This is a genomic window from Microbacterium sp. NPDC056234 (genome assembly GCF_042267585.1).
Taxonomy (GTDB): Bacteria; Actinomycetota; Actinomycetes; order Actinomycetales; family Microbacteriaceae; genus Microbacterium.
Map to the genome: position 1 here is coordinate 164,948 of NZ_JBHJTE010000006.1, position 18,942 is coordinate 183,889.

General features: G+C 67.7%; 16 protein-coding genes. 14 read left to right on the plus strand and 2 right to left on the minus strand.

The annotated features are described in order from the left end of the window. Window positions 1–63 precede the first annotated feature (63 nt). The 10 genes from ACFCYE_RS16480 (at window position 64) to ACFCYE_RS16525 (ending at window position 11,068) form a co-directional block, all read left to right on the plus strand. Window positions 64–2,412, plus strand: coding sequence for an ROK family protein (locus ACFCYE_RS16480; protein ID WP_376180477.1), 2,349 nt, complete (start codon window positions 64–66; stop codon window positions 2,410–2,412). Continuing rightward, the gene (locus ACFCYE_RS16485) at window positions 2,412–3,341 is read left to right on the plus strand and encodes an ABC transporter permease (protein WP_376180478.1); all 930 of its coding nucleotides are present in this window, start codon (window positions 2,412–2,414) and stop codon (window positions 3,339–3,341) included. The genes ACFCYE_RS16480 and ACFCYE_RS16485 overlap by 1 nt, the downstream gene beginning before the upstream one ends. Continuing rightward, on the plus strand, window positions 3,334–4,224 hold the full coding sequence (locus ACFCYE_RS16490) for an ABC transporter permease (RefSeq protein WP_376180480.1): 891 nt from the start codon (window positions 3,334–3,336) through the stop codon (window positions 4,222–4,224). The genes ACFCYE_RS16485 and ACFCYE_RS16490 overlap by 8 nt, the downstream gene beginning before the upstream one ends. Then, window positions 4,221–5,219, plus strand: a complete 999-nt coding sequence (locus ACFCYE_RS16495) for an ABC transporter ATP-binding protein (protein WP_376180482.1) — start codon at window positions 4,221–4,223, stop codon at window positions 5,217–5,219. The genes ACFCYE_RS16490 and ACFCYE_RS16495 overlap by 4 nt, the downstream gene beginning before the upstream one ends. After that, the gene (locus ACFCYE_RS16500) at window positions 5,200–6,252 is read left to right on the plus strand and encodes an ABC transporter ATP-binding protein (RefSeq protein WP_376180483.1); all 1,053 of its coding nucleotides are present in this window, start codon (window positions 5,200–5,202) and stop codon (window positions 6,250–6,252) included. Before ACFCYE_RS16495 ends, ACFCYE_RS16500 begins: the two co-directional genes overlap by 20 nt. After that, window positions 6,252–7,838, plus strand: a complete 1,587-nt coding sequence (locus ACFCYE_RS16505; RefSeq protein WP_376180484.1) for an ABC transporter substrate-binding protein — start codon at window positions 6,252–6,254, stop codon at window positions 7,836–7,838. The genes ACFCYE_RS16500 and ACFCYE_RS16505 overlap by 1 nt, the downstream gene beginning before the upstream one ends. Window positions 7,839–7,953: 115 nt before the next feature. Beyond that, a complete protein-coding gene (gene tdh / locus ACFCYE_RS16510; protein ID WP_376180486.1) occupies window positions 7,954–8,997 on the plus strand; it encodes an L-threonine 3-dehydrogenase in 1,044 nt (347 codons plus the stop codon). A 22-nt stretch (window positions 8,998–9,019) separates the two neighbouring features. Beyond that, window positions 9,020–10,198, plus strand: coding sequence for a glycine C-acetyltransferase (locus ACFCYE_RS16515; RefSeq protein WP_376180487.1), 1,179 nt, complete (start codon window positions 9,020–9,022; stop codon window positions 10,196–10,198). A 49-nt stretch (window positions 10,199–10,247) separates the two neighbouring features. Then, window positions 10,248–10,856, plus strand: a complete 609-nt coding sequence (locus tag ACFCYE_RS16520) for a helix-turn-helix domain-containing protein (protein WP_376180489.1) — start codon at window positions 10,248–10,250, stop codon at window positions 10,854–10,856. Next, window positions 10,853–11,068: a hypothetical protein gene (locus ACFCYE_RS16525; RefSeq protein ID WP_376180490.1), complete on the plus strand. Its 216-nt coding sequence runs from the start codon at window positions 10,853–10,855 to the stop codon at window positions 11,066–11,068. The genes ACFCYE_RS16520 and ACFCYE_RS16525 overlap by 4 nt, the downstream gene beginning before the upstream one ends. 21 nt (window positions 11,069–11,089) lie before the next feature. Here ACFCYE_RS16525 and ACFCYE_RS16530 read toward each other — a convergent pair whose 3' ends face one another. Together ACFCYE_RS16530 and valS are read right to left on the minus strand one after the other, a co-directional pair. Beyond that, window positions 11,090–11,305: a hypothetical protein gene (locus ACFCYE_RS16530; RefSeq protein WP_376180491.1), complete on the minus strand. Its 216-nt coding sequence runs from the start codon at window positions 11,303–11,305 to the stop codon at window positions 11,090–11,092. After that, on the minus strand, window positions 11,305–13,878 hold the full coding sequence (gene valS / locus ACFCYE_RS16535) for a valine--tRNA ligase (RefSeq protein WP_376180493.1): 2,574 nt from the start codon (window positions 13,876–13,878) through the stop codon (window positions 11,305–11,307). The genes ACFCYE_RS16530 and valS overlap by 1 nt, the downstream gene beginning before the upstream one ends. Before the next feature lie 170 nt (window positions 13,879–14,048). On the opposite strand from valS, the gene ACFCYE_RS16540 reads away from it, so the two are divergent. Genes ACFCYE_RS16540 through ACFCYE_RS16555 form a run of 4 tightly spaced genes read left to right on the plus strand, consistent with a single transcriptional unit; the run spans window position 14,049 to window position 18,936 of the window. Then, window positions 14,049–15,662: an ABC transporter substrate-binding protein gene (locus ACFCYE_RS16540; protein WP_376180494.1), complete on the plus strand. Its 1,614-nt coding sequence runs from the start codon at window positions 14,049–14,051 to the stop codon at window positions 15,660–15,662. A 12-nt stretch (window positions 15,663–15,674) separates the two neighbouring features. Next, window positions 15,675–16,631 (plus strand): ABC transporter permease, encoded by a 957-nt coding sequence (locus ACFCYE_RS16545; RefSeq protein ID WP_376180496.1) that lies wholly within the window; start codon window positions 15,675–15,677, stop codon window positions 16,629–16,631. Further along, window positions 16,628–17,440 (plus strand): ABC transporter permease, encoded by an 813-nt coding sequence (locus ACFCYE_RS16550; protein ID WP_376180498.1) that lies wholly within the window; start codon window positions 16,628–16,630, stop codon window positions 17,438–17,440. Before ACFCYE_RS16545 ends, ACFCYE_RS16550 begins: the two co-directional genes overlap by 4 nt. Then, a complete protein-coding gene (locus tag ACFCYE_RS16555) occupies window positions 17,437–18,936 on the plus strand; it encodes an ATP-binding cassette domain-containing protein (RefSeq protein WP_376180500.1) in 1,500 nt (499 codons plus the stop codon). Before ACFCYE_RS16550 ends, ACFCYE_RS16555 begins: the two co-directional genes overlap by 4 nt. The last annotated feature ends 6 nt before the right edge of the window (window positions 18,937–18,942 follow it).

The window sequence follows — 18,942 nt, forward strand, 5'->3', positions numbered from 1 at the left end:
CTCACAATAATGAAAGCTGTTTCGAAACGGCGGTGAAAGTCGATTAGAAAATGGAGTTCGAGGATGTCCGCCATCGATGTGAAGCTCGTCGCATTGTGTCTGTCGACCCTGCGGATGCAAGACCGCGTGACCATCTCCGATCTCGCCGAGAGCACCGGTCTGTCTCGTCCGACCGTCACGGCCGCGCTCAGCGCGCTGATCGACTCCGGTCTTGCCGTCGAGCATGAGGCCCGTGGCGCGGCCGGTCGCCCGGCCAGGACGTTCTCGCCGATCGCCGGTTCCCCGGTGATCGTCGGGTTGGATCTCACCCGCAGCACGGTGCGTATCGTCGTCGCGGACCGCACCGGACGGCTGCTGTACCGCCGGGATGCGGAGATCGCGCCACCGGCGACCGCACGCCCGAGCCTCGCCCCGGTGCGTTCGCTGCTGCAGCAGACGATCGAGCGGGTCGGGCGTCGGCCCTCCGACGTCGTCGCCATCGGCATCGCCGTGGCCGGACTCATCGATGAGGACGGGCTCCTGGTCTCGGCTCCGCAGGTCTCCGAGTGGTCCGGCAGGAACCTGTCCACGATGTTCTCGGACTATTTCGGTGCTCCGGTCGTCGTCGACAACGACCTGTCGCTCGCGGCAGAGGCCGAGTCCCACGGCGGTGCACTGTCCGACGCGGAGGCAGGCGTTTACGCGCTGACCTGGCATCACGTCTCAGCGCGCGTCACCGCGGCGGGACACGTGCTGCGGGGCCGCCGCGGCCGGGCCGGTGAGGTCGGCCTCCTCCGCGCCTTCAGCGATGTCGAAGTACCGCACGGTCCGTTCCTCGAAGCGGTGCCGAGAGTGGGCGCCGAACTTCGTCGGCTGCGCGACGATCCTGCGGATTCGCGGGGCAAGGCGGCGCTTGAAGCCCTGAGCGCGGCGATGACGCCCGCCATGGCCGCGCTGCTGCTCACGGTCGACCCCGACGTGATCGTCCTGGGCGGCGAGCTCGGCGAGTTCGCCGACCTGGTGGCAGGTCCCCTCGCCGAAGGCATCCGCACCGCGGTGACGGGTATCGAAGCAGGACCGTGGCTGATCCGCGGCGGAGACCTCGGCGCCGACGCAGCCGCGCTCGGTGCGCTGGGCCTTGCATTCGAGAAGCATTCCACTCGCATCTACGGGTTCCCCGGCGTACCGGCCCCGACCCTCACCACCACCGATCTGGAGCCCGAAGAGATGACCCCTGAGACCCCGGCCGCCGAGACGACCGAGTTCCGAGCCGCCGTCATCGGGGTCGGGGCCCGCGCGGGGGTGGCGATGCACGTGAAGGGGGCCGGCGGTGTCGTGGTCGCGGCGGTCGACCCGGACCCGAGCACGCACGAGCGCGCGGCACGTCTCTTCGGCGACATCCCGGTGTTCGCGTCCGTCGCCGACCTGATCGCCTCGGGGATCGAAGTGGACGGCGCCTTCATCACCACGCCGGACTTCACCCACGCCGATGTCGCCGTCGAGCTGCTGGAAGCAGGGATCGCCACCTATATCGAGAAGCCGCTCGCGATCTCGATCGAGGATGCGGACCGCATCCTCGAGACCGGTCACCGTACCGGCACGAAGGTGTACGTCGGGCACAACATGCGGCACATGCAGGTCGTGAAGATGATGAAGGACATCGTCGACCGCGGGGAGATCGGTGAGGTCAAGGCCATCTGGTGCCGTCACTTCGTCGGTCATGGCGGCGACTACTACTTCAAGGACTGGCATGCCGAGCGCGACAAGGCGATGAGCCTTCTGCTGCAGAAGGGCGCGCACGACATCGACGTCATGCACTGGATCGCTGGCACCTCGACCCGCTCCGTGGTCGGCGTCGGCGACCTCGCGGTGTACGGGGAGGTCGACTCCCGGCGCGACAACTCGGATCGCCGCATGGGCGATTGGTTCTCCATGACCAACTATCCGCCGCTGGCGCAGCAGGATCTGAACCCCGTGATCGACGTCGAGGACATCTCGATGATCATGATGCGCACAGATTCCGGGGTGCTGATGAGCTACCAGCAGTGCCACTTCACCCCCGACTACTGGCGCAACTACACCGTGATCGGCACCGAAGGCCGGATCGAGAACTTCGATGACGACGCGGGCGGCGAAGTCCGGCTGTGGAATGCGCGAAGCGACTACCTCGAGAAGGGGCACGTGCGCTACCCGATCGAGGACGGCGGCGACGGGGGTCACGGGGGAGCGGACCCGCTCACGGTCGCCGAGTTCGTCGACTTCGTCCGCAACGGCAGCCCGACCCAGACCAGCCCGGTCGCCGCGCGTGATGCCGTCGCTGCGGGTGTCGGCGGCGCCTTGTCGATCCGCTCCGGCTCTCAGCCGTACGAGATCCCGGAGCTCTCCGAGGATCTGCTGAACTACTACGCCGCGCACCAGCCGACGAGGCACTGATGCTGCGGTACTCCCTGCGCCGCATCCTGATGATGGTCCCGACCCTGATCGGGTCGACCTTCCTCGTCTATCTGCTGGTGTTCCTCATCCCGGGTGATCCTGTGACGCGCCTGGCCGGCGGGGAGAAGCGGCTGTCCGATTCCACGATCGCGGCGATCCGCGACCAGTACAACCTGGACGACCCGTTCTTCCTGCAGTACGCGAAGTATCTCGGAAACGTGCTGCAGGGCGACTTCGGCCACGACTTCAACGGAAACTCCGTCTCGACGCTGATCGCCACGGCGCTGCCCTATACGGTGGTGCTCGCCCTGTCCGCGTTCGTACTGAAGCTCATCATCGGAATCTGCCTCGGTGTATGGGCCGGTCTTCGACAGGGCAAGTTCCCGGACAAGCTGAATCTGCTCTTCACGATCTTCTTCCTGGCTGTACCGGGATTCATCATCGCCTATTTCTGTCAGTACGTGTTCGGCATCAAACTGCACTGGCTGCCCATCTCGGGGGTGCAGGCCGGATTCCCACTGGCGTTCATCATGCCGGCGATGGTGCTGGCGCTGGAGACGGCATCTCCGCTCGCACGGCTCAGCCGGACGAGCCTCGTGGACGTGCTGCGCTCCGACTTCATCGTGACTGCCACGGCGAAGGGCCTCGCGCCACGACGCATCATGTGGGTGCACGCGCTGCGAAACGCCTTCATGCCGGTCGTCACCTACCTCGGCCTGAGCCTTGCCGCGCTGCTCGGCGGCTCGGTCCTCATCGAGACGATCTTCAACCTTCCGGGGCTGGGCGGCACGCTGGCCAGGGCGATCGACACGCAGAACGGTCCGGTCGTCGTCGGCGTCTCGATCTTCCTGCTGCTGTTCTACCTGGTCGCGGCGCTGGTCGTCGACCTGCTGTATCCGATCATCGACCCGCGGGTGCGCCATGTCTGAATCCACCACCACCCTCATCGCCGCGCGCGTGCGCCGGTCGCGTCCGCGCAGCGGACTGCGCGGACTGTGGAAGAGCCCGTTCTTCGACATCGCGGTGCTGATCATCGTGACCGTGAGTCTGATGGCCGTCTTCCCCGCGCTGTTCACCCAGATCGACCCTCGAGACTGCGACCTCTCCAAGTCGCGCGTCGGTCCGGAGCCCGGGCACATCATGGGATACGACATCCAGGGATGCGACTACTGGTCGAACATCGTGCACGGCGCTCGCACCTCACTCGAGGTCGGAGTGTTCACGGCGGTCATCACGTTCATCGTCGCGCTGATCGCCGGATCGCTCGCCGGGTACTTCGGCGGAGTCGTCGATTCCGTGATCTCGTGGACCTCGAACGTGATCCTCGGAATCCCGGTCGGGATCGCGAGCCTCGTGATCCTCTACCAGTTCCAGTCCAGGACCGTGTGGACGATCGTGTTCGTCCTGGTGCTGTTCAGCTGGGCGGGGACGATGCGCTACATGCGCAGTTCCGTGATGCAGGTGCGCAACCTGGAGTACATCCAGGCGGCGCGTGGACTGGGTGTCGGGCCGTGGCGCATTCTCGGTTCGCACGTCATCCCGAACGCCGTGACGCCGCTGATCGTCATGACGACGCTCTCCGTGGGCGCCGGGATGGCTGCGGAGGCCGGTTTCTCGATCCTCGGTGTCGGGTTGAAGCTGCCCGCGTACTCCTGGGGGATCCAGATCGCGCTGGCGAGCCAGGACGGCAACTGGCAGATCGCACCTCTTCTGATGTTCTTCCCCGCGCTCATGCTGGGCCTGACCACGCTCGCCTTCGTCGTCCTCGGCGAGAGCCTGCGCGACGCCCTCGACCCGAAGGCCCGCCGATGACCGCGTTGCTGGACGTCCAGAATCTGTCGCTCGAGTTTCGGTCTCCGGGCAACCCGCCGATCGCGGCGCTGGAGGACGTCAACTTCACGCTCGACAGGGGAGAGACGCTCGCCGTCCTCGGTGAATCAGGATCGGGTAAGAGCATCACGGCGAAGGCGATCATGGGCATCCTGCCCAAACAGGCCTCGCGCGTGACAGCGGGTCGGATTCTGTTCGACGGCGATGACCTGCTCACGGTCTCGCCCGCCCGGCTCCGCACGGTGCAGGGCGCTCGCATCGCCATGGTCTTCCAGGACGCGCTGAGCGCGCTCAACCCCGTGCAGACCGTCGCCACGCAGATCGCGGAGCTGTATCGAGTGCATCGTGGGATGTCCAAGCAGCAGTCGCACGCCGCGGCGATCGAGATGATGCGCACCGTTCGCATCCCGGATGCGGCGAGGCGGGCGGACGACTATCCGTTCCAGTTCTCGGGCGGAATGCGCCAGCGCATCATGATGGCGATGGCGCTGGCGCTGGATCCAGACGTCCTCATCGCCGATGAGCCGACGACCGCTCTGGATGCCACGGTGCAGGCCCAGATCCTGGAGCTGCTCGCCGACATCACGCGGGAACGTCGGATGGCGCTGCTCATGATCACTCACGATCTGGGCGTGGCCGGTCAGCTCGCCGATCGCGCTCTGATCATGTACGCCGGTCGGGTCGCCGAGGCCGGACCGATCGGCAGCCTGTTCGCCAGTCCGGCGCACCCGTACACGAAGGGCCTGCTCGGGTCGATCCCCAGCGCCGCACACCGCGGAGGCGATCTTCCGACAATCCAGGGAATGCCGCCGGACATCGCCCGCCGTCCACCAGGATGCAGCTTCAACCCGCGCTGCGTGTATGCGACGGACGAATGCCGTACCGTCATCCCCGCGCTGGAGCTGCTCGCCCCCGATCGCGCCGCCGCGTGCCACCACAAGGAGGAGGTGATCGCCGATGCCGTTGTTGGAGCTTGAATCGGTGCGCCGTTTCTACAAGCAGAAGCACACGATGTTCTCCCGCGCGGCGCATGCACCGGTACGCGCGGTGGACGGCGTGGACTTCACCGTCGAACCGGGGGAGACCGTCGGCCTCGTCGGCGAGTCCGGGTGCGGGAAGTCGACGCTGGCGCGCATCATCTGTGGTCTCGAGGATCCCGATGAGGGCGGAGTGCGTTGGAACGGGTCCGACGTCGGCGCAATGACGCGGGCCGAGCGCAAGACCCTGCTGCACCGCGAAGTGCAGATGGTGTTCCAGGATCCGCACGCCTCGCTGGACCCGCGCCGGTCGATCGGACAGTCGATAGCGGAGGGCATCATCACTCATGCGCTGCTGCCGGCAGCGCAGGTGGAGCGACGCGTGCAGGAACTGCTCGCTCAGGTCGGCCTCAACCCCGACCACGCGCACAGGTACCCCCACGAGTTCTCCGGCGGGCAGCTGCAACGCATCGGAATCGCCAGGGCACTGGCCGTGGAGCCGAAACTGCTGGTCTGCGATGAGCCCGTGTCAGCGCTGGACATCTCCGTGCGGGCGCAGGTCCTCAACCTGTTGAATCGGCTCAAGCGCGAACTCGGCCTGTCGATGATCTTCATCGCGCACGACCTCGATGTCGTGCAGCACATGTCGGACCGCATCGTCACGATGTATCTCGGCAAAGTGGTCGAGCAGGGCTCCTGCGATGAGGTGTACGGAGCCACCGCGCATCCCTACACCCGCGCCCTGCTCTCGGCGATCCCGCGCACGCTGGCACCGGATGAGCGACTGGAGCGCGTCGTGCTCGAGGGCGACCCGCCGTCGCCGATCGATCCGCCTGCGGGGTGTCCGTTCCACACGCGCTGCTACACGGCGATCGACCGCTGCGCGACCGACGTCCCCGGGCTCCTCCCCGTTCCCGACGGCGCCGCCACGCACCGAGCCTCCTGTCACCTCGCCGACCAGGTCACCGTGTCGCTGATCGGCATGGTCACGACCGTCGGGTCCTCCCCAACCCCCTCCGAAAGGAACAACTGATGAATCGAACGAGTAGTCGCATCGCGGCCGGCATCGTCGCCGCCGCAGCGACCGCAACCCTGCTGACGGGCTGTCTCGGGCAGCCGGCCGGCGGCAGCGAAGGCTCGACCTCCCTGGTCGCCGTGAACAACGGCGAGATCGGCAGGATCACGGGCGCCCAGAATCCCGGCTCGCAGATCGCCATGGCGCTGTGCGAGCCGTTGACCGGGATCGAGGAGGACGGCACGGTCTTCATGCGCGGTGCGGAGTCGGTGGAGAGCGAGGATCAGATCACCTGGACCGTTACGGTCGCCGACGGACACACGTTCTCGGATGGCACCGAGATCACCGCGCAGACCTATGTCGACACCTTCAACTTCGTCGGCGCCGGCGCGAACGCGATGCCCTCGAACTATGCCTATGGCCCGATCAAGGGGTACGACGAGCTGAACCCGTCCGAGGGCGAGGCGACGGCGACGGAGTTCTCCGGAATCACGCTCGTCGACGAGAGCACCTTCACGATAGAGATGAAGTCCCCGAACAACGATGTTCCCTACATCCTGTCGCAGCTCGCCTTCTGCCCCATGCCGGAGAGCGCCTTCGCGGACCCGATCGCGTACGACAAGAAGCCGATCGGCAACGGCGTCTACACCCTCGAGAAGCTCGATCCGCAGGTCGAGGCCGTACTCAAGAAGGACCCGGACTATCAGGGCTGGGTGCCGGACGGTGCAGCCGACGAGATCACCTTCCGGGTCTACACCGACACGAACACGGCTTACCAGGACGTCGTTGCCGGCAACGCCGACGTGCTGCGCAGCCTCCCACCCGGGCTCATCGCGCAGGGCCGCAATGCACTCGGCGAAGAGGGCCTGACCGCCATCGATCGCAACACCCTGGAGACCTACTTCACGTGGCCGACGTACCTGGATGCGACGTTCCCGATCGAGGTGCGACAGGCGTTCTCGATGATCGTGGACCGCGAGAGCATCTCGGCCGACCTGTTCAAGGATGCGACGGTTCCAGCGCCATCGCTGATGCCGAACTCGGTCTCAGGGTTCCGTGATGAGGCGTGCGGGCAGTACTGCACGTTCGATCCGGATGCGGCGAAGGCGCTGATCGAGCAGTCCGGCTTCACCGGTACGATCCCGCTGAACTACTCGTCCGAGAACACCACGGACGCAGCCACCGCGCTTGCGGTGTCGAACTCTGCGAAGGAGATCGGCCTGACGGTCGAGCCGAAGCCGGTCCCGGCGGCTGCGCTGTCCGAGACCATCAACTCCTACGCTCTGGACGGCCCCGTCATCCAGCTGTGGGGGTCGTCGTTCCCCGCCGCATCCGAGTGGATCGCGTCGGTCTACGTCGATGCGAACTACCGCCTGCAGTACACCGATCCCGAAGGACAGGCGCTCGTCGCCGAGGCGCTCGCCGCCTCGACGCAGGAGGATGCCGATGCGCTCTGGCAGCAGGCGGAGGACCGCATCCTGGCCGACCAGGTGATCCAGCCGCTGTACCAGCAGGTGATGTACATCGCCCACACCACCTGCATGACGCCGCACGCAGCGGGCGGCGACATGCAGATTTACCGCACCGAAGTCGCCTGCTCCTGAGCAGCGCTCACCCGGGGTCGGGACGGGGTGATGCTCCGTCCCGACCCTTGTTCGGCGCGCCTGCGCACCGGGTGCCGGGCGCTGCCACGTGCGAGATGGAAGGAGATATCGAGACATGAAGGCTCTGTACAAAAGCGGACCACACGCCGGACTCGAGCTCGTCGAGCGCCCCGATCCGGTGGCGGGCGCTGACGAAGTGGTGATCAGGGTGCTGCGCACCGGGATCTGCGGGACCGATCTGCACATCCGCCGCTGGGACGACTGGGCGGCGTCGGAGGTGCGGGCGCCGCTCATCCCCGGCCATGAGTTCTACGGCGAAGTGGTCGAGGTCGGAGATCTCGCCCATGACATCCAGGTCGGTGACCGGGTGTCGGGTGAAGGGCACATCGTCTGCGGCATGTGCCGCAACTGCCGCGCGGGTCGTCGTCAGATGTGCATCCGCACGGTCGGACTGGGGGTGCACAGAGACGGCGCGTTCGCCGAGTACCTCTCGCTGCCTGCGGCGAACGTATGGGTGCACCACTCCGATGTCGAGCCGGAGATCGGGGCGATCTTCGACCCGTTGGGCAACGCCGTGCACACCGCGCTCGCGTTCCCGCTGATCGGCGAAGACGTTCTGGTCACCGGCTGCGGGCCGATCGGCCTCATGGCCATCGCGGTCGCACGCCACGCCGGTGCGCGCTTCATCGCCGCCACCGACGTGAGCGCGCCCCGCCTCGAACTGGCGACCATCATGGGAGCCGACCGCGTCGTCGACGTCTCCTCTGAGGACGTGCGCGATTCGCAGCGGGCGCTCGGCATGAAGGAGGGGTTCGATGTCGGCTTCGAGATGAGCGGGGCTGCATCCGCTCTTCCGACCATGATCGACAACATGAATCACGGTGGTCGGATCGCGATGCTGGGGCTGCCCAGCGCGCCGTTCGGTGTCGACTGGGGAAAGCTCGTCACGCACATGCTGACGATCAAGGGGATCTACGGTCGCGAGATGTTCGAGACGTGGAACGCGATGGGGGCGATGCTGCAGACCAGCACGGCGTTGCGTGCGTCGATCGGGCGGATCGTGGCCGACGTGCTCCCCGCATCGGAGTGGGAGCAGGCCTTCGAAGCGGCGGCATCGGCGGGCACCGGGAAGATCATCCTCGACTGGACGCGGCTCTGAAGCCGCACGAACGGAGAACCACATGTACGGCGTTTTTCAGGAGCATCTCAGGGCCGAGCTCGATCAGATCGAGCGAGCCGGTCTGACCAAGCACGAGCGCGGGATCACCGGTCCGCAGCGGACCGGGATCGTGGCCGACGGCGTCGAGGTGCTGAATTTCTGCGCGAACAACTATCTGGGACTCGCGGATGATCCTCGGATTCTGGATGCCGCCAGGAGCGCCTTGGAGCACTGGGGCTACGGCCTGGCCAGCGTACGGTTCATCTGCGGCACGCAGGAGCAGCATCTCGAACTCGAACGCCGCGTCGCCGCTTTCCTCGGCACGGAGGACGCCATCCTGTTCTCGTCCTGCTTCGACGCGAACGGAGGCGTCTTCGAAACGCTGTTCTCGGCCGAGGACGCGATCATCTCGGACGAACTGAATCACGCGTCGATCATCGACGGTATCCGGCTCTCCAAGGCGCGGCGGCTGCGCTACCGCAACCGCGACATGTCCGACCTCGAGGCGCAGCTGGCGGCGGCGCAGGACGCGCGCTTCCGAGTGATCGTCACGGACGGCGTCTTCTCGATGGACGGCTACATCGCTCCGCTCGCTGAGATCTGCGAACTCGCCGAACGGTACGACGCGCTCGTCTTCGTGGACGACTCGCACGCCATCGGCTTCGTCGGGGAGAACGGGCGGGGGACACCAGAGCTGTGCGGCGTCGAGGGGCGCGTCGACATCTACACGGGAACATTCGGCAAAGCGCTCGGCGGAGCGTCGGGTGGTTACGTCGCCGCGCATCGGGACATCGTGGCGCTTCTGCGTCAGCGCGCTCGGCCGTACCTGTTCTCGAACACCCTCGCCCCCTCGATCGTCGCCGGAACACTGCGGGCACTCGATCTGGTCGAGGAATCGGACGCTCTGCGCGGGCGGCTGCGAGAGAACTCGGCTCTGTTCCGCCGCTTGATGACGCAGGCCGGGTTCGACCTGCTGCCGGGGGAGCACCCGATCGTCCCTGTGATGTTCGGCGACGCGTCGCTGACCGCGCGCATGGCCGCGGAGATGCAGCGGCGGGGCGTGTTCGTCACGGCGTTCAGCTTCCCCGTGGTGCCGCGCGAGAAGGCTCGGATTCGAGTGCAGCTCTCCGCAGCGCACACACGCGAGCAGATCGAGCAGTGCGCGGCGGCGTTCGTCGCGGCGCGGGACGCAGTGGGCTGAATGCAAAGAAATACTTGCAAAGAATAGCTTGCAAGGATATCTTTGCATTATGACGGAGAACGAACAGGGGAGAACCCTCGATGCAGGGGCGCTGAAGGCGCTGGCGCACCCGTTGCGCGTGCGGATCTACGACATCCTCAGTGAGCGCGGCCCGCAGACCGCGAGCACGCTGGCCAAGCTGATCGGCGAGACCTCGGGCGCCACGAGCTATCACCTCCGGGCGCTGGCCGCGCACGATCTCATCCAGGAGGTCTCGGGGCGCGGCACCGCACGGGAGCGCTGGTGGGAGCGTCCCAAGGGGCGCATCAACCTGCCCGGCCCCGACCAGGCGGCGACCCCGGCGGGCCGGGCTGCCGCGCAGATCGTCACGTCCGAGTTCTTCCTGCTGCGCCATCGCGCTCTCATGGACTACCTGAACCGGCCGGCGTCCGAGACGCCGTCGGGATGGGAGGACGCCGGACTCGTGACGACCACGATGCTCGATCTCACGCCGGAGCAGATGGCTGAGCTGAAAGACGAGATCACGGCGTTCGTCGACACCGTCGTCGAGCGCTACAGCGGGCAGGAGAGCCTCGCCGGCACGCGGCGCGTCTCGATGCGCACCGACATCTTCGACATCGCGACGCGATCCGACGCCGTCACAGAGGGGGAATCATGACCGCTGTCAGCCTGCATCACGTCGGGCCCACTCGCGTCGAGAGCGCGCTGCTGCGCGTCGCCGATGCGTTGACGGCCTATGTCGCGCATCGCCGCGATATCCGTGCAGAACGCCGCGAACGGGAACTCGCGCTGCTGAGGGGACATCGCACAGCGCAGGATCCGCGCGCACTCGACATCGCCCTGCTCTCGCTGGGTTCCCGCCCGCGCTGAACGCGGGACGGCTTTCGGCACTCAGTCCTCGAACGGCCTGACGATGACACCGCCGGAGGCGGTCGCGAGGACCTCCCACCCGGCATCCAATTCCGCGATCGGACGGCCTTCGAGCCAGGTCAGGGTCCAGGATCCCGTGTGCCCGTCGGCTTCGACCGCGGCGATGCCGGGCCGCAGGGATGCCGGAACCGAAGCCGGAGGTTCGGTCCTGGCGGTCCACCGCGTGCCCAGCTGCATCAGCTCTCCTCCACCGGCGCCAGCTCGATCTCCGTGACCGCGAGCTCCTCGCCTTCGACGAGCGACAGCTCAGCGATGCGACCGACGGCCTGCAGGTCGCCGGATGCCGCACGAAGCGCGTCCAGAGCCGAAGCGGGTGCGGCGATCACCGCGCGGGCCACCGGCGTCTTCTGCGACGCCTTTGCCTCCGTTTTGGCGCGGCGGATGCCGATGAGCGCTGCGCTGGCGGCTGCGAGCACAGCGGGGTCCCCGCTGCCGCCGCGCGGCTCCGGCCAGGCTGCCGTGTGGATCGAGCCCTCTTCGAACCAGCTCCACGCCTCCTCGGTCGCGAACGAGACGACCGGTGCGAGCAGGCGCAGCAGCGTGGAAAGGGCGATGCGGAGCGCGAGCGCAGCGGACGGCTGCCCGACGTCCGTCTGGTTGTAGGCGCGTTCCTTGACGAGCTCGAGATAGTCGTCGCAGAACGTCCAGAAGAAGGCTTCCGTGAGTTCCAGGGCGCGGGCGTGATCGAACGCGTCGAATGCCTTCGTCGCGTCGCGCACCACGTCGTCCAGGGCGGCGAGCATCGAGGCGTCCAGCGCGTGCGTCACCTCGGCATCCTCCGGTACGGGGAACCCGAGAACGAACTTCGCGGCGTTGAGGATCTTGATCGCCAGGCGGCGGCCGATCTTCATCTGCGTCGGGTTCTGCGGGTCGAACGCGGCATCCACCCCGAGGCGGCTGGAGGCCGCCCAGTAGCGCACGGCGTCTGAGCCGTGCTTTTCGAGGATGTCGGCGGGTGTGACCACATTGCCCTTGGACTTGGACATCTTCTTGCGGTCGGGGTCGACGATGAAGCCCGAGATCGACGCATTCGCCCAGGGGGAGCGCGCGTCCTCGAGCGTCGACCGAAGCATCGTGGAGAACAGCCAGGTGCGGATGATGTCCTGACCCTGCGGGCGCACGTCGAACGGAGCCACGAGGCTCCACAGCTCCTCGTCGCGCTGCCACCCGCCGGCGAGCTGCGGTGTCAGCGACGACGTCGCCCACGTGTCGAGGATGTCGACCTCGGCCTCGAAACCGCCGGGCACTCCGCGCTGCTCCGCGGTGTAGCCCGCGGGCACGTCGGTGGTCGGATCGATCGGCAGGGATGCCTCGTCCGGCACCAGCACGCGGCCGAAGTCACGCTGGCCGTCGGCATCCAGTCCATACCAGACCGGGATCGGAACGCCGAAGAACCGCTGCCGCGAGATCAGCCAGTCGCCGGTGAGCCCGCCGACCCAGTTCTCGTAGCGGACGCGCATGAAGTCGGGGTGCCAGGTCAGCTCGCGACCGTTCGCGATGAGCTGGTCGCGCAGCTCGCCGTCCCGTGCACCGTTGCGGATGTACCACTGACGCGTCGAGACGATCTCGAGCGGCCGGTCGCCCTTCTCGAAGAACTTGACGGCGTGATTGAAGGGCTTGGAAACGTTCAGCAGCTCGCCGGATGCTTCGAGGAGTTCGACGATCTGCTTGCGCGCGCTGAACACGGTCTTGCCCGCGAGCTCCGCGTATGCGGCCCTGCCGGCGTCGGTCGTGATCGCCTCGGGTGCCTCGGGGATGACGCGACCGTCCTGGCCGAGGATCGTGCGGTTCGGAAGGTCCAGCTCGCGCCACCAGATGATGTCGGTCACGTCGCCGAACGTGCAGACCATGGCGATGCCGGATCCCTTGTCCTGCTGCGCGAGGTGATGCGCCAGCACGGGCACCTCGACGTCGAAGACGGGGGTGCGCACTGTCTTGCCGAAGTAGGCGCGGTAGCGCTCGTCATCGGGGTGCGCGACGAGAGCCACGCACGCCGCGAGCAACTCGGGCCGAGTGGTCTCGATCTCGATGTCCCCGGAGCCGTCGGTCTTGTGGAAGGCCAGGCGGTGGAAGGAAGCCGGCTGCTCGCGATCCTCGAGCTCGGCCTGGGCGATCGCGGAGCGGAAGTCCACGTCCCACAGGGTCGGTGCGAGCGCCTGATAGGCCTCGCCGCGCTCGACGTTGCGCAGGAAGCCCAGCTGGCTCTGTCGGATCGTCTCGTCCGAGATGGTGCGATACGTCTGGGTCCAGTCCACGCTGAGGCCCATCTGACGGAAGACGTCCTCGAACTGCTTCTCGTCCTCGACCGTGAGCTTCTCGCACAGTTCGATGAAGTTGCGACGGCTCACGGGCAGCTGGTCGGCGGCCTTGAGGCTCTTCGCGTCCCCCTGGAAGGGCGGGACGAACTCGGCGTCGTAGGGCAGCGAGGGGTCGCAGCGCACGCCGTAGTAGTTCTGCACGCGGCGCTCGGTGGGCAGACCGTTGTCATCCCAGCCGATCGGGTAGAACACGGCCTTGCCGCGCATGCGCTCGTATCGCGCCTTCACGTCGGTGTGCGTGTAGGAGAAGACGTGCCCGATGTGCAGGGAGCCGGAAGCCGTCGGGGGAGGCGTGTCGATCGAATAGACGCCGGTGCGGCCGAGCTCGGCGGCGCGAAGGCGGTCGAACAGGTAGGTTCCCTGCTCGGCCCAGACGCCGTCCCACTTCGCTTCGAGACCTTCGAGTGCGGGTTTGTCGGGAATCACGGACATAGGAGGTCTCCTCGAGCGATGTATACGGCACGGTGTGTGCGTGCCTGAGTGTGGGTGGGTGCAGACAGTCTACCGATTGCCCGCGGATGGTGCGCGGCGGCGTAGATCGACCCTGTCCAAAAATCGGACGTAGACTGAAACGTCCCCCTTCGCCCGTTCTGAGGATCCGCATGCCCGCCGCATTCACCCGCCGAATCCTGCCCGTTGCCGCACTCGCAATGGCCACTGCTCTGGCGCTGAGCGCCTGCGCCGCTCCCGGTGAGGAGGGCGCGGACGGCGGAGAGGTCGTGTGGGCGATCGAGGGTGCGAATCTCTCGGCCGGGCACATGGATCCCCAGACCAGCCAACTGGACGTCGCGAGCATGGTGCAGCGCGTCGTCCTCGACTCCCTCGTGTTCCAGGAGGCCGACGGATCGTTCAGTCCATGGCTGGCCACCGACTGGACGGTGGCCGAGGATGCCACCAGCTATACGTTCCAGCTCCGCACGGACGTGACCTTCCACGACGGCGAGCCGTTCGACGCCGAGGCCGTGAAGGCGAACTTCGATCGCATCGCGGACCCCGAGACGGCATCCGCCCAGGCGGCGAGCATGCTGGGCGGCGAGTGGTACGCCGGGACGGAGGTGCTGGGCGAGTACGAGGTGCAGGTGAGCTTCTCGCAGCCGTATGCGCCGTTCCTGCAGGCCGCGAGCACTCCGCTGCTCGGTTTCTACTCGCCGGCGGTGCTGGAGTCCTCGGCCGACCAGCTGAAAGCGGGGGGTCCGGACATCACCGTCGGCACCGGTCCGTTCGTGCTCACCGACTACACACCGGACCAGGAGATCGTCTACACCCGCAACGACGACTACGCCTGGGGGCCCGACGATGCGGGTGCCGCGCAGTTCGAGACCCTGCGCGTCGAGATCCTTCCCGAGGCCTCCGTCCGAGCCGGTGTCGTCGAGAGCGGCGAGGCCGATCTCGCCAGCCAGCTGCCGCCGAACATCGCGTCAGATCTCTCCGACGCACTCACCGTCGAGTCGCTCGAGTACCCCGGGCTGCCTTACTCGCTGTACCTCAACGAGAAGTACGGTGTGTTCGCGGATGAGAAGGTGCGTCAGGCGTTCGCCCGAGGCATCGATGTCGACGCGGCGGTCGAGGAGATCTTCTTCGGCCAGTTCCCGCGAGCGTGGAGCATCCTCGGCTCGACCACGCCGACCTACGACGCGTCGCTCGAAGGCAGCTGGCCCTTCGACCAGGAGGAGGCGAACCGTCTCCTGGACGAGGCCGGATGGACACAGCGCGACAGCGACGGCATCCGGATGAAGGATGGCAAGCGCCTGTCCGTGCGCTGGATCGCCTGGACGCCGGTGCCGGACGACAGGGCCGCCCTCGGCAACGCCATCCAATCGGATCTCGCCGAGGTCGGCTTCGAGGTGAAGCGCGAGGTCCTCGAGCCGGGGGCCTACAACGAGCAGTACGGACCCAAGACCTTCGACCTGACCGATTGGGGCTTCTCGGGCGTCGACCCTGACCTGCTGCGCAGCCACCTGCACACCGACGGCTTCCAGAACGCCTCGCAGGTGTCGGATGCGGAGATCGACGCCCTGCTCGAGCAGGGCGTCGGCACGACGGATCGGGATGCCCGCACCGACGTCTACCAGCAGCTGCAGCAGTGGAATGCCGAGTACACCGCGATCGTCCCGCTGTACAGCCCGTCGCTGATCACCGCGGTGAACGACACCGTGCACGACCTCGCCTACGACCTGTACGGTCGTCCCCTGTTCTACGGCACGACCGTCGACTGACCGGCCCGATCGGTGGAAGAGAAGGCGGGGCGCAGAACGCTCCTGCTGCGCATCGTGGGGGTCGCGGCATCCGCGGTCCTGGTGCTCTGGGGAGCTGCGACGCTCGCCTTCCTCGCCTTTCGCGTGATCCCCGGAGACCCGGTATCGGTCATGCTCGGGCCTCAGGCGCAGGTGAGCGAGAGCGTCAAGGACACGATCCGCGCCGAGCTGGGGCTCGATCGACCGCCGTTCGAGCAGTACCTCGCGTATCTGGCCGGACTCCTGCGTGGAGACCTGGGGGAGTCGTACCAGCTGAGGATGCCGGTGACGGAGGTGATCGGCAGGCAACTCGGATCGACGCTGCAGTTGTCGGCGGCGGCACTGGTCATCGCGGTCGTCCTGGCGCTCGCGGTCGCGCTGCTGGCCCGAGGGCGCATCGCCGGGGCGATCGCGACGGGTATCGAGCTCGTCATCCTGTCCTCACCGGTCTTCTGGATCGGAATCGTGCTGCTCAGCGTCTTCGCCTTCGGCCTCGGGTGGTTCCCCGTGACGGGGTCGCGAAATCCGGCCACACTCGTGCTGCCGGCCATCACGCTCGCGCTGCCGGTGGCCGCACTGCTCGGACAGGTGCTGCGCGACGGCATCTCCGAGGCTGAGCGGCAGCCCTTCGCCGAGACCGTCCGCGCCCGCGGGGCAGGGCCGGTGTGGTTGACCCTGCGGCACAGTCTGCGTCACGGAGCGGCGGGGGCGCTCACGCTTGCCGCGTATCTGACCGGATCGGTCCTCGGCGGTGCCGTGCTCGTCGAGACCGTGTTCGCCCGTCCAGGGCTCGGCCGGGTGACGCTCGCCGCCATCACCGACCGCGACCTGCCTGTGATCACCGGGATCATCCTGCTGAGCGCTCTCGTCTTCGTGATCGTCAGCGTCATCGTCGAACTGGTGCATCCGATCCTGGACCCGCGGCTGCGCCGCGCGGGGAGCGCGCGATGAACGCCGCCCGCGGTGTGCTCCTGGCGGTCGCGCTCACGGTGCTCGCCGCGATCGCGCTCGCCGCGCTCGCACCGGGGCTGATCGCGAGCCATGATCCGCTGCAGGTGGACGTGCGCTCGACGCTGCTGCCGCCGAGCGCCGAGCATCTTTTCGGTACCGACCAGAGCGGCCGCGACGTCTACTCGCGCGTCGTGCACGGGACGGCGCGGTCGGTCGGGATCGGTCTGCTGGCCACGGCGATCGCCCTGGCAGTCGGGCTCGTGATCGGATCGCTCTCCGGTGCCTCGCCCCGCGCCGTCGATGCCGGTTTCATGCGGCTCAACGATGTGCTGATGGCGTTCCCCGAGTTCCTCATCGCGCTCGTCGTCGTGGCGATCCTGGGACCGGGGCCGGTGAACGTGGCGATCGCCGTGACGCTCGCGGCGATCCCGGTGTACGTTCGGCTGGCGCGGGTCCAGACCCGCACGCGGCGTCTCGCGGAGCACGTCGAAGCCGCGCGCCTGCTCGGGGTGGGTCCGGTCCGTGCGTTCGTCCGGCACGTCGTGCCCGGCGTGCTCGGTTCGCTCAGCGTGCTCGCGACGATCGGCGTCGGTTCCAGCATCCTGGCGGCAGCAGGACTCAGTTTCCTCGGTCTCGGTCCGACCGAGCCGACTCCGGAGTGGGGGCTGATGCTCTCCGGTGGCCGCAACGTGCTCGGCCAGGCCTGGTGGGTCTCGGTGTTCCCAGGGATCGCGATCACGCTCACCGTGATGGCGGTGACCGTCGTCGGTCGGATCCTGCGGGCCGGTGCGGAAGGACGGCGGGCATGACGGCGCTGGATGTTCGGGGATTGCGGATCTCGTTCGGCGACCAGGTCGTCGTCGACGGCGTCTCGTTCACGGTGGAGCCGGGACAATGCGTCGCGATCGTCGGAGAATCCGGTGCGGGAAAGACCCTCACCGCACGGGCGATGCTCGGGCTGACACCGTCGGAAGCCCGAGTGGACGCCGAGCGACGGGAAGTGGCCGGCACCGACGCCCGCCGCGTGGACGAGCGTTCCTGGCGCCGACTGCGCGGAGACACGATCGCCCTCGTCTCGCAGGACGCGCTCGTGTCGCTGGACCCGCTGCAGCGGATCAGGTCCGAGATCGCCGAGCCGCTGCGCCTGCACCAGCGCGGGCTGCGCGGGGAAGCGCTGCGCGACAGGGTGCGTGGTCTGCTGGAGCGGGTGTGGATGCCGGATCCCGAGCGCCGAGCCGGACAGTATCCGCACGAGCTGTCCGGCGGCCTGCGGCAGCGCGCGCTGATCGCATCCGCGCTCGCCGGGTCGCCGACGGTGCTGGTCGCCGATGAACCGACCACGGCGCTGGATGCGACGGTTCAGGCGCGCGTGCTCGACCTGCTGCGCGACATCGCCGACTCGGGTACTGCGGTGCTGTTCATCAGTCATGACTTCGCGGCCGTGCGCCGCGTCGCGGACCGGGTCATCGTGATGCGCGCAGGCCGTGTCGTCGAGGAGGGCACCACCGCCGAGATCCTCGATGCGCCGCGCGAGGAGTATACGAAGGCGCTGGTCGCCGCGACGCGCCACAGCCCCCGCGAATCGATGGCCGGCGCGCACGAGCCCGTGCTGTCGGCAGACGGACTGTCCAAGGCGTTCGGGGGCATCCCGGCGGTTGCGGATGCATCGTTCGCGGTGGGTCGGGGCCGGACGATCGGCATCGTCGGGGAATCGGGCTCCGGCAAGACGACGCTCGCGCGCATGATCATCGGTGTGGAGCGCGCTGATGCCGGCACCCTGACGTGGCATGGCGAGCATCGCGTGCAGTTCGTGCACCAGAACCCGCTCGGCGCCTTCGACCCGCGCTGGAGCGTCGGACGATCGCTGCGCGAAGCGCTCGAGGCCGCGGGGGTGCCGCGGAGCCATCGATCGGAGCACGTGGCCCAACTGCTTCAGGAGGTGGGCCTCGCCCCGACGCTCGCCGCTCGTCGCCCCGCGGCGCTGTCGGGTGGTCAGCGGCAGCGTGCCGCGATCGCGAGAGCGCTGGCGGCGGACCCGGATGTCCTCGTCCTGGACGAGCCGGTGTCAGCGCTCGATCCGACGGTCCGCGAGCGCGTGCTGGCCCTGCTGCTGCGCCTCCAGCGCGAACGAGGGATCACGATGGTGTTCATCTCGCACGATCTCGATGTCATCGCGGCCGTGGCGGATGACGTCCTCGTGATGAAGGACGGCATCGTCGTCGAGCAGGGGGTCGTCGCGGACGTGTTCGCGGCGCCGAGTCACCCGTTCACCCGGGAGCTGCTCGCGGCCTCTGTGCACCCCTGACAGCTC

Bases quoted from the DNA above. Each gene is read 5' to 3' on its own strand.
- ACFCYE_RS16480 (WP_376180477.1), top strand. From the start codon at position 64: ATGTCCGCCATCGATGTGAAGCTCGTCGCATTGTGTCTGTCGACCCTG.
- ACFCYE_RS16485 (WP_376180478.1), top strand. From the start codon at position 2,412: ATGCTGCGGTACTCCCTGCGCCGCATCCTGATGATGGTCCCGACCCTG.
- ACFCYE_RS16490 (WP_376180480.1), top strand. From the start codon at position 3,334: ATGTCTGAATCCACCACCACCCTCATCGCCGCGCGCGTGCGCCGGTCG.
- ACFCYE_RS16495 (WP_376180482.1), top strand. From the start codon at position 4,221: ATGACCGCGTTGCTGGACGTCCAGAATCTGTCGCTCGAGTTTCGGTCT.
- ACFCYE_RS16500 (WP_376180483.1), top strand. From the start codon at position 5,200: ATGCCGTTGTTGGAGCTTGAATCGGTGCGCCGTTTCTACAAGCAGAAG.
- ACFCYE_RS16505 (WP_376180484.1), top strand. From the start codon at position 6,252: ATGAATCGAACGAGTAGTCGCATCGCGGCCGGCATCGTCGCCGCCGCA.
- tdh (WP_376180486.1), top strand. From the start codon at position 7,954: ATGAAGGCTCTGTACAAAAGCGGACCACACGCCGGACTCGAGCTCGTC.
- ACFCYE_RS16515 (WP_376180487.1), top strand. From the start codon at position 9,020: ATGTACGGCGTTTTTCAGGAGCATCTCAGGGCCGAGCTCGATCAGATC.
- ACFCYE_RS16520 (WP_376180489.1), top strand. From the start codon at position 10,248: ATGACGGAGAACGAACAGGGGAGAACCCTCGATGCAGGGGCGCTGAAG.
- ACFCYE_RS16525 (WP_376180490.1), top strand. From the start codon at position 10,853: ATGACCGCTGTCAGCCTGCATCACGTCGGGCCCACTCGCGTCGAGAGC.
- ACFCYE_RS16530 (WP_376180491.1), bottom strand. From the start codon at position 11,305: ATGCAGCTGGGCACGCGGTGGACCGCCAGGACCGAACCTCCGGCTTCG.
- valS (WP_376180493.1), bottom strand. From the start codon at position 13,878: ATGTCCGTGATTCCCGACAAACCCGCACTCGAAGGTCTCGAAGCGAAG.
- ACFCYE_RS16540 (WP_376180494.1), top strand. From the start codon at position 14,049: ATGCCCGCCGCATTCACCCGCCGAATCCTGCCCGTTGCCGCACTCGCA.
- ACFCYE_RS16550 (WP_376180498.1), top strand. From the start codon at position 16,628: ATGAACGCCGCCCGCGGTGTGCTCCTGGCGGTCGCGCTCACGGTGCTC.
- ACFCYE_RS16555 (WP_376180500.1), top strand. From the start codon at position 17,437: ATGACGGCGCTGGATGTTCGGGGATTGCGGATCTCGTTCGGCGACCAG.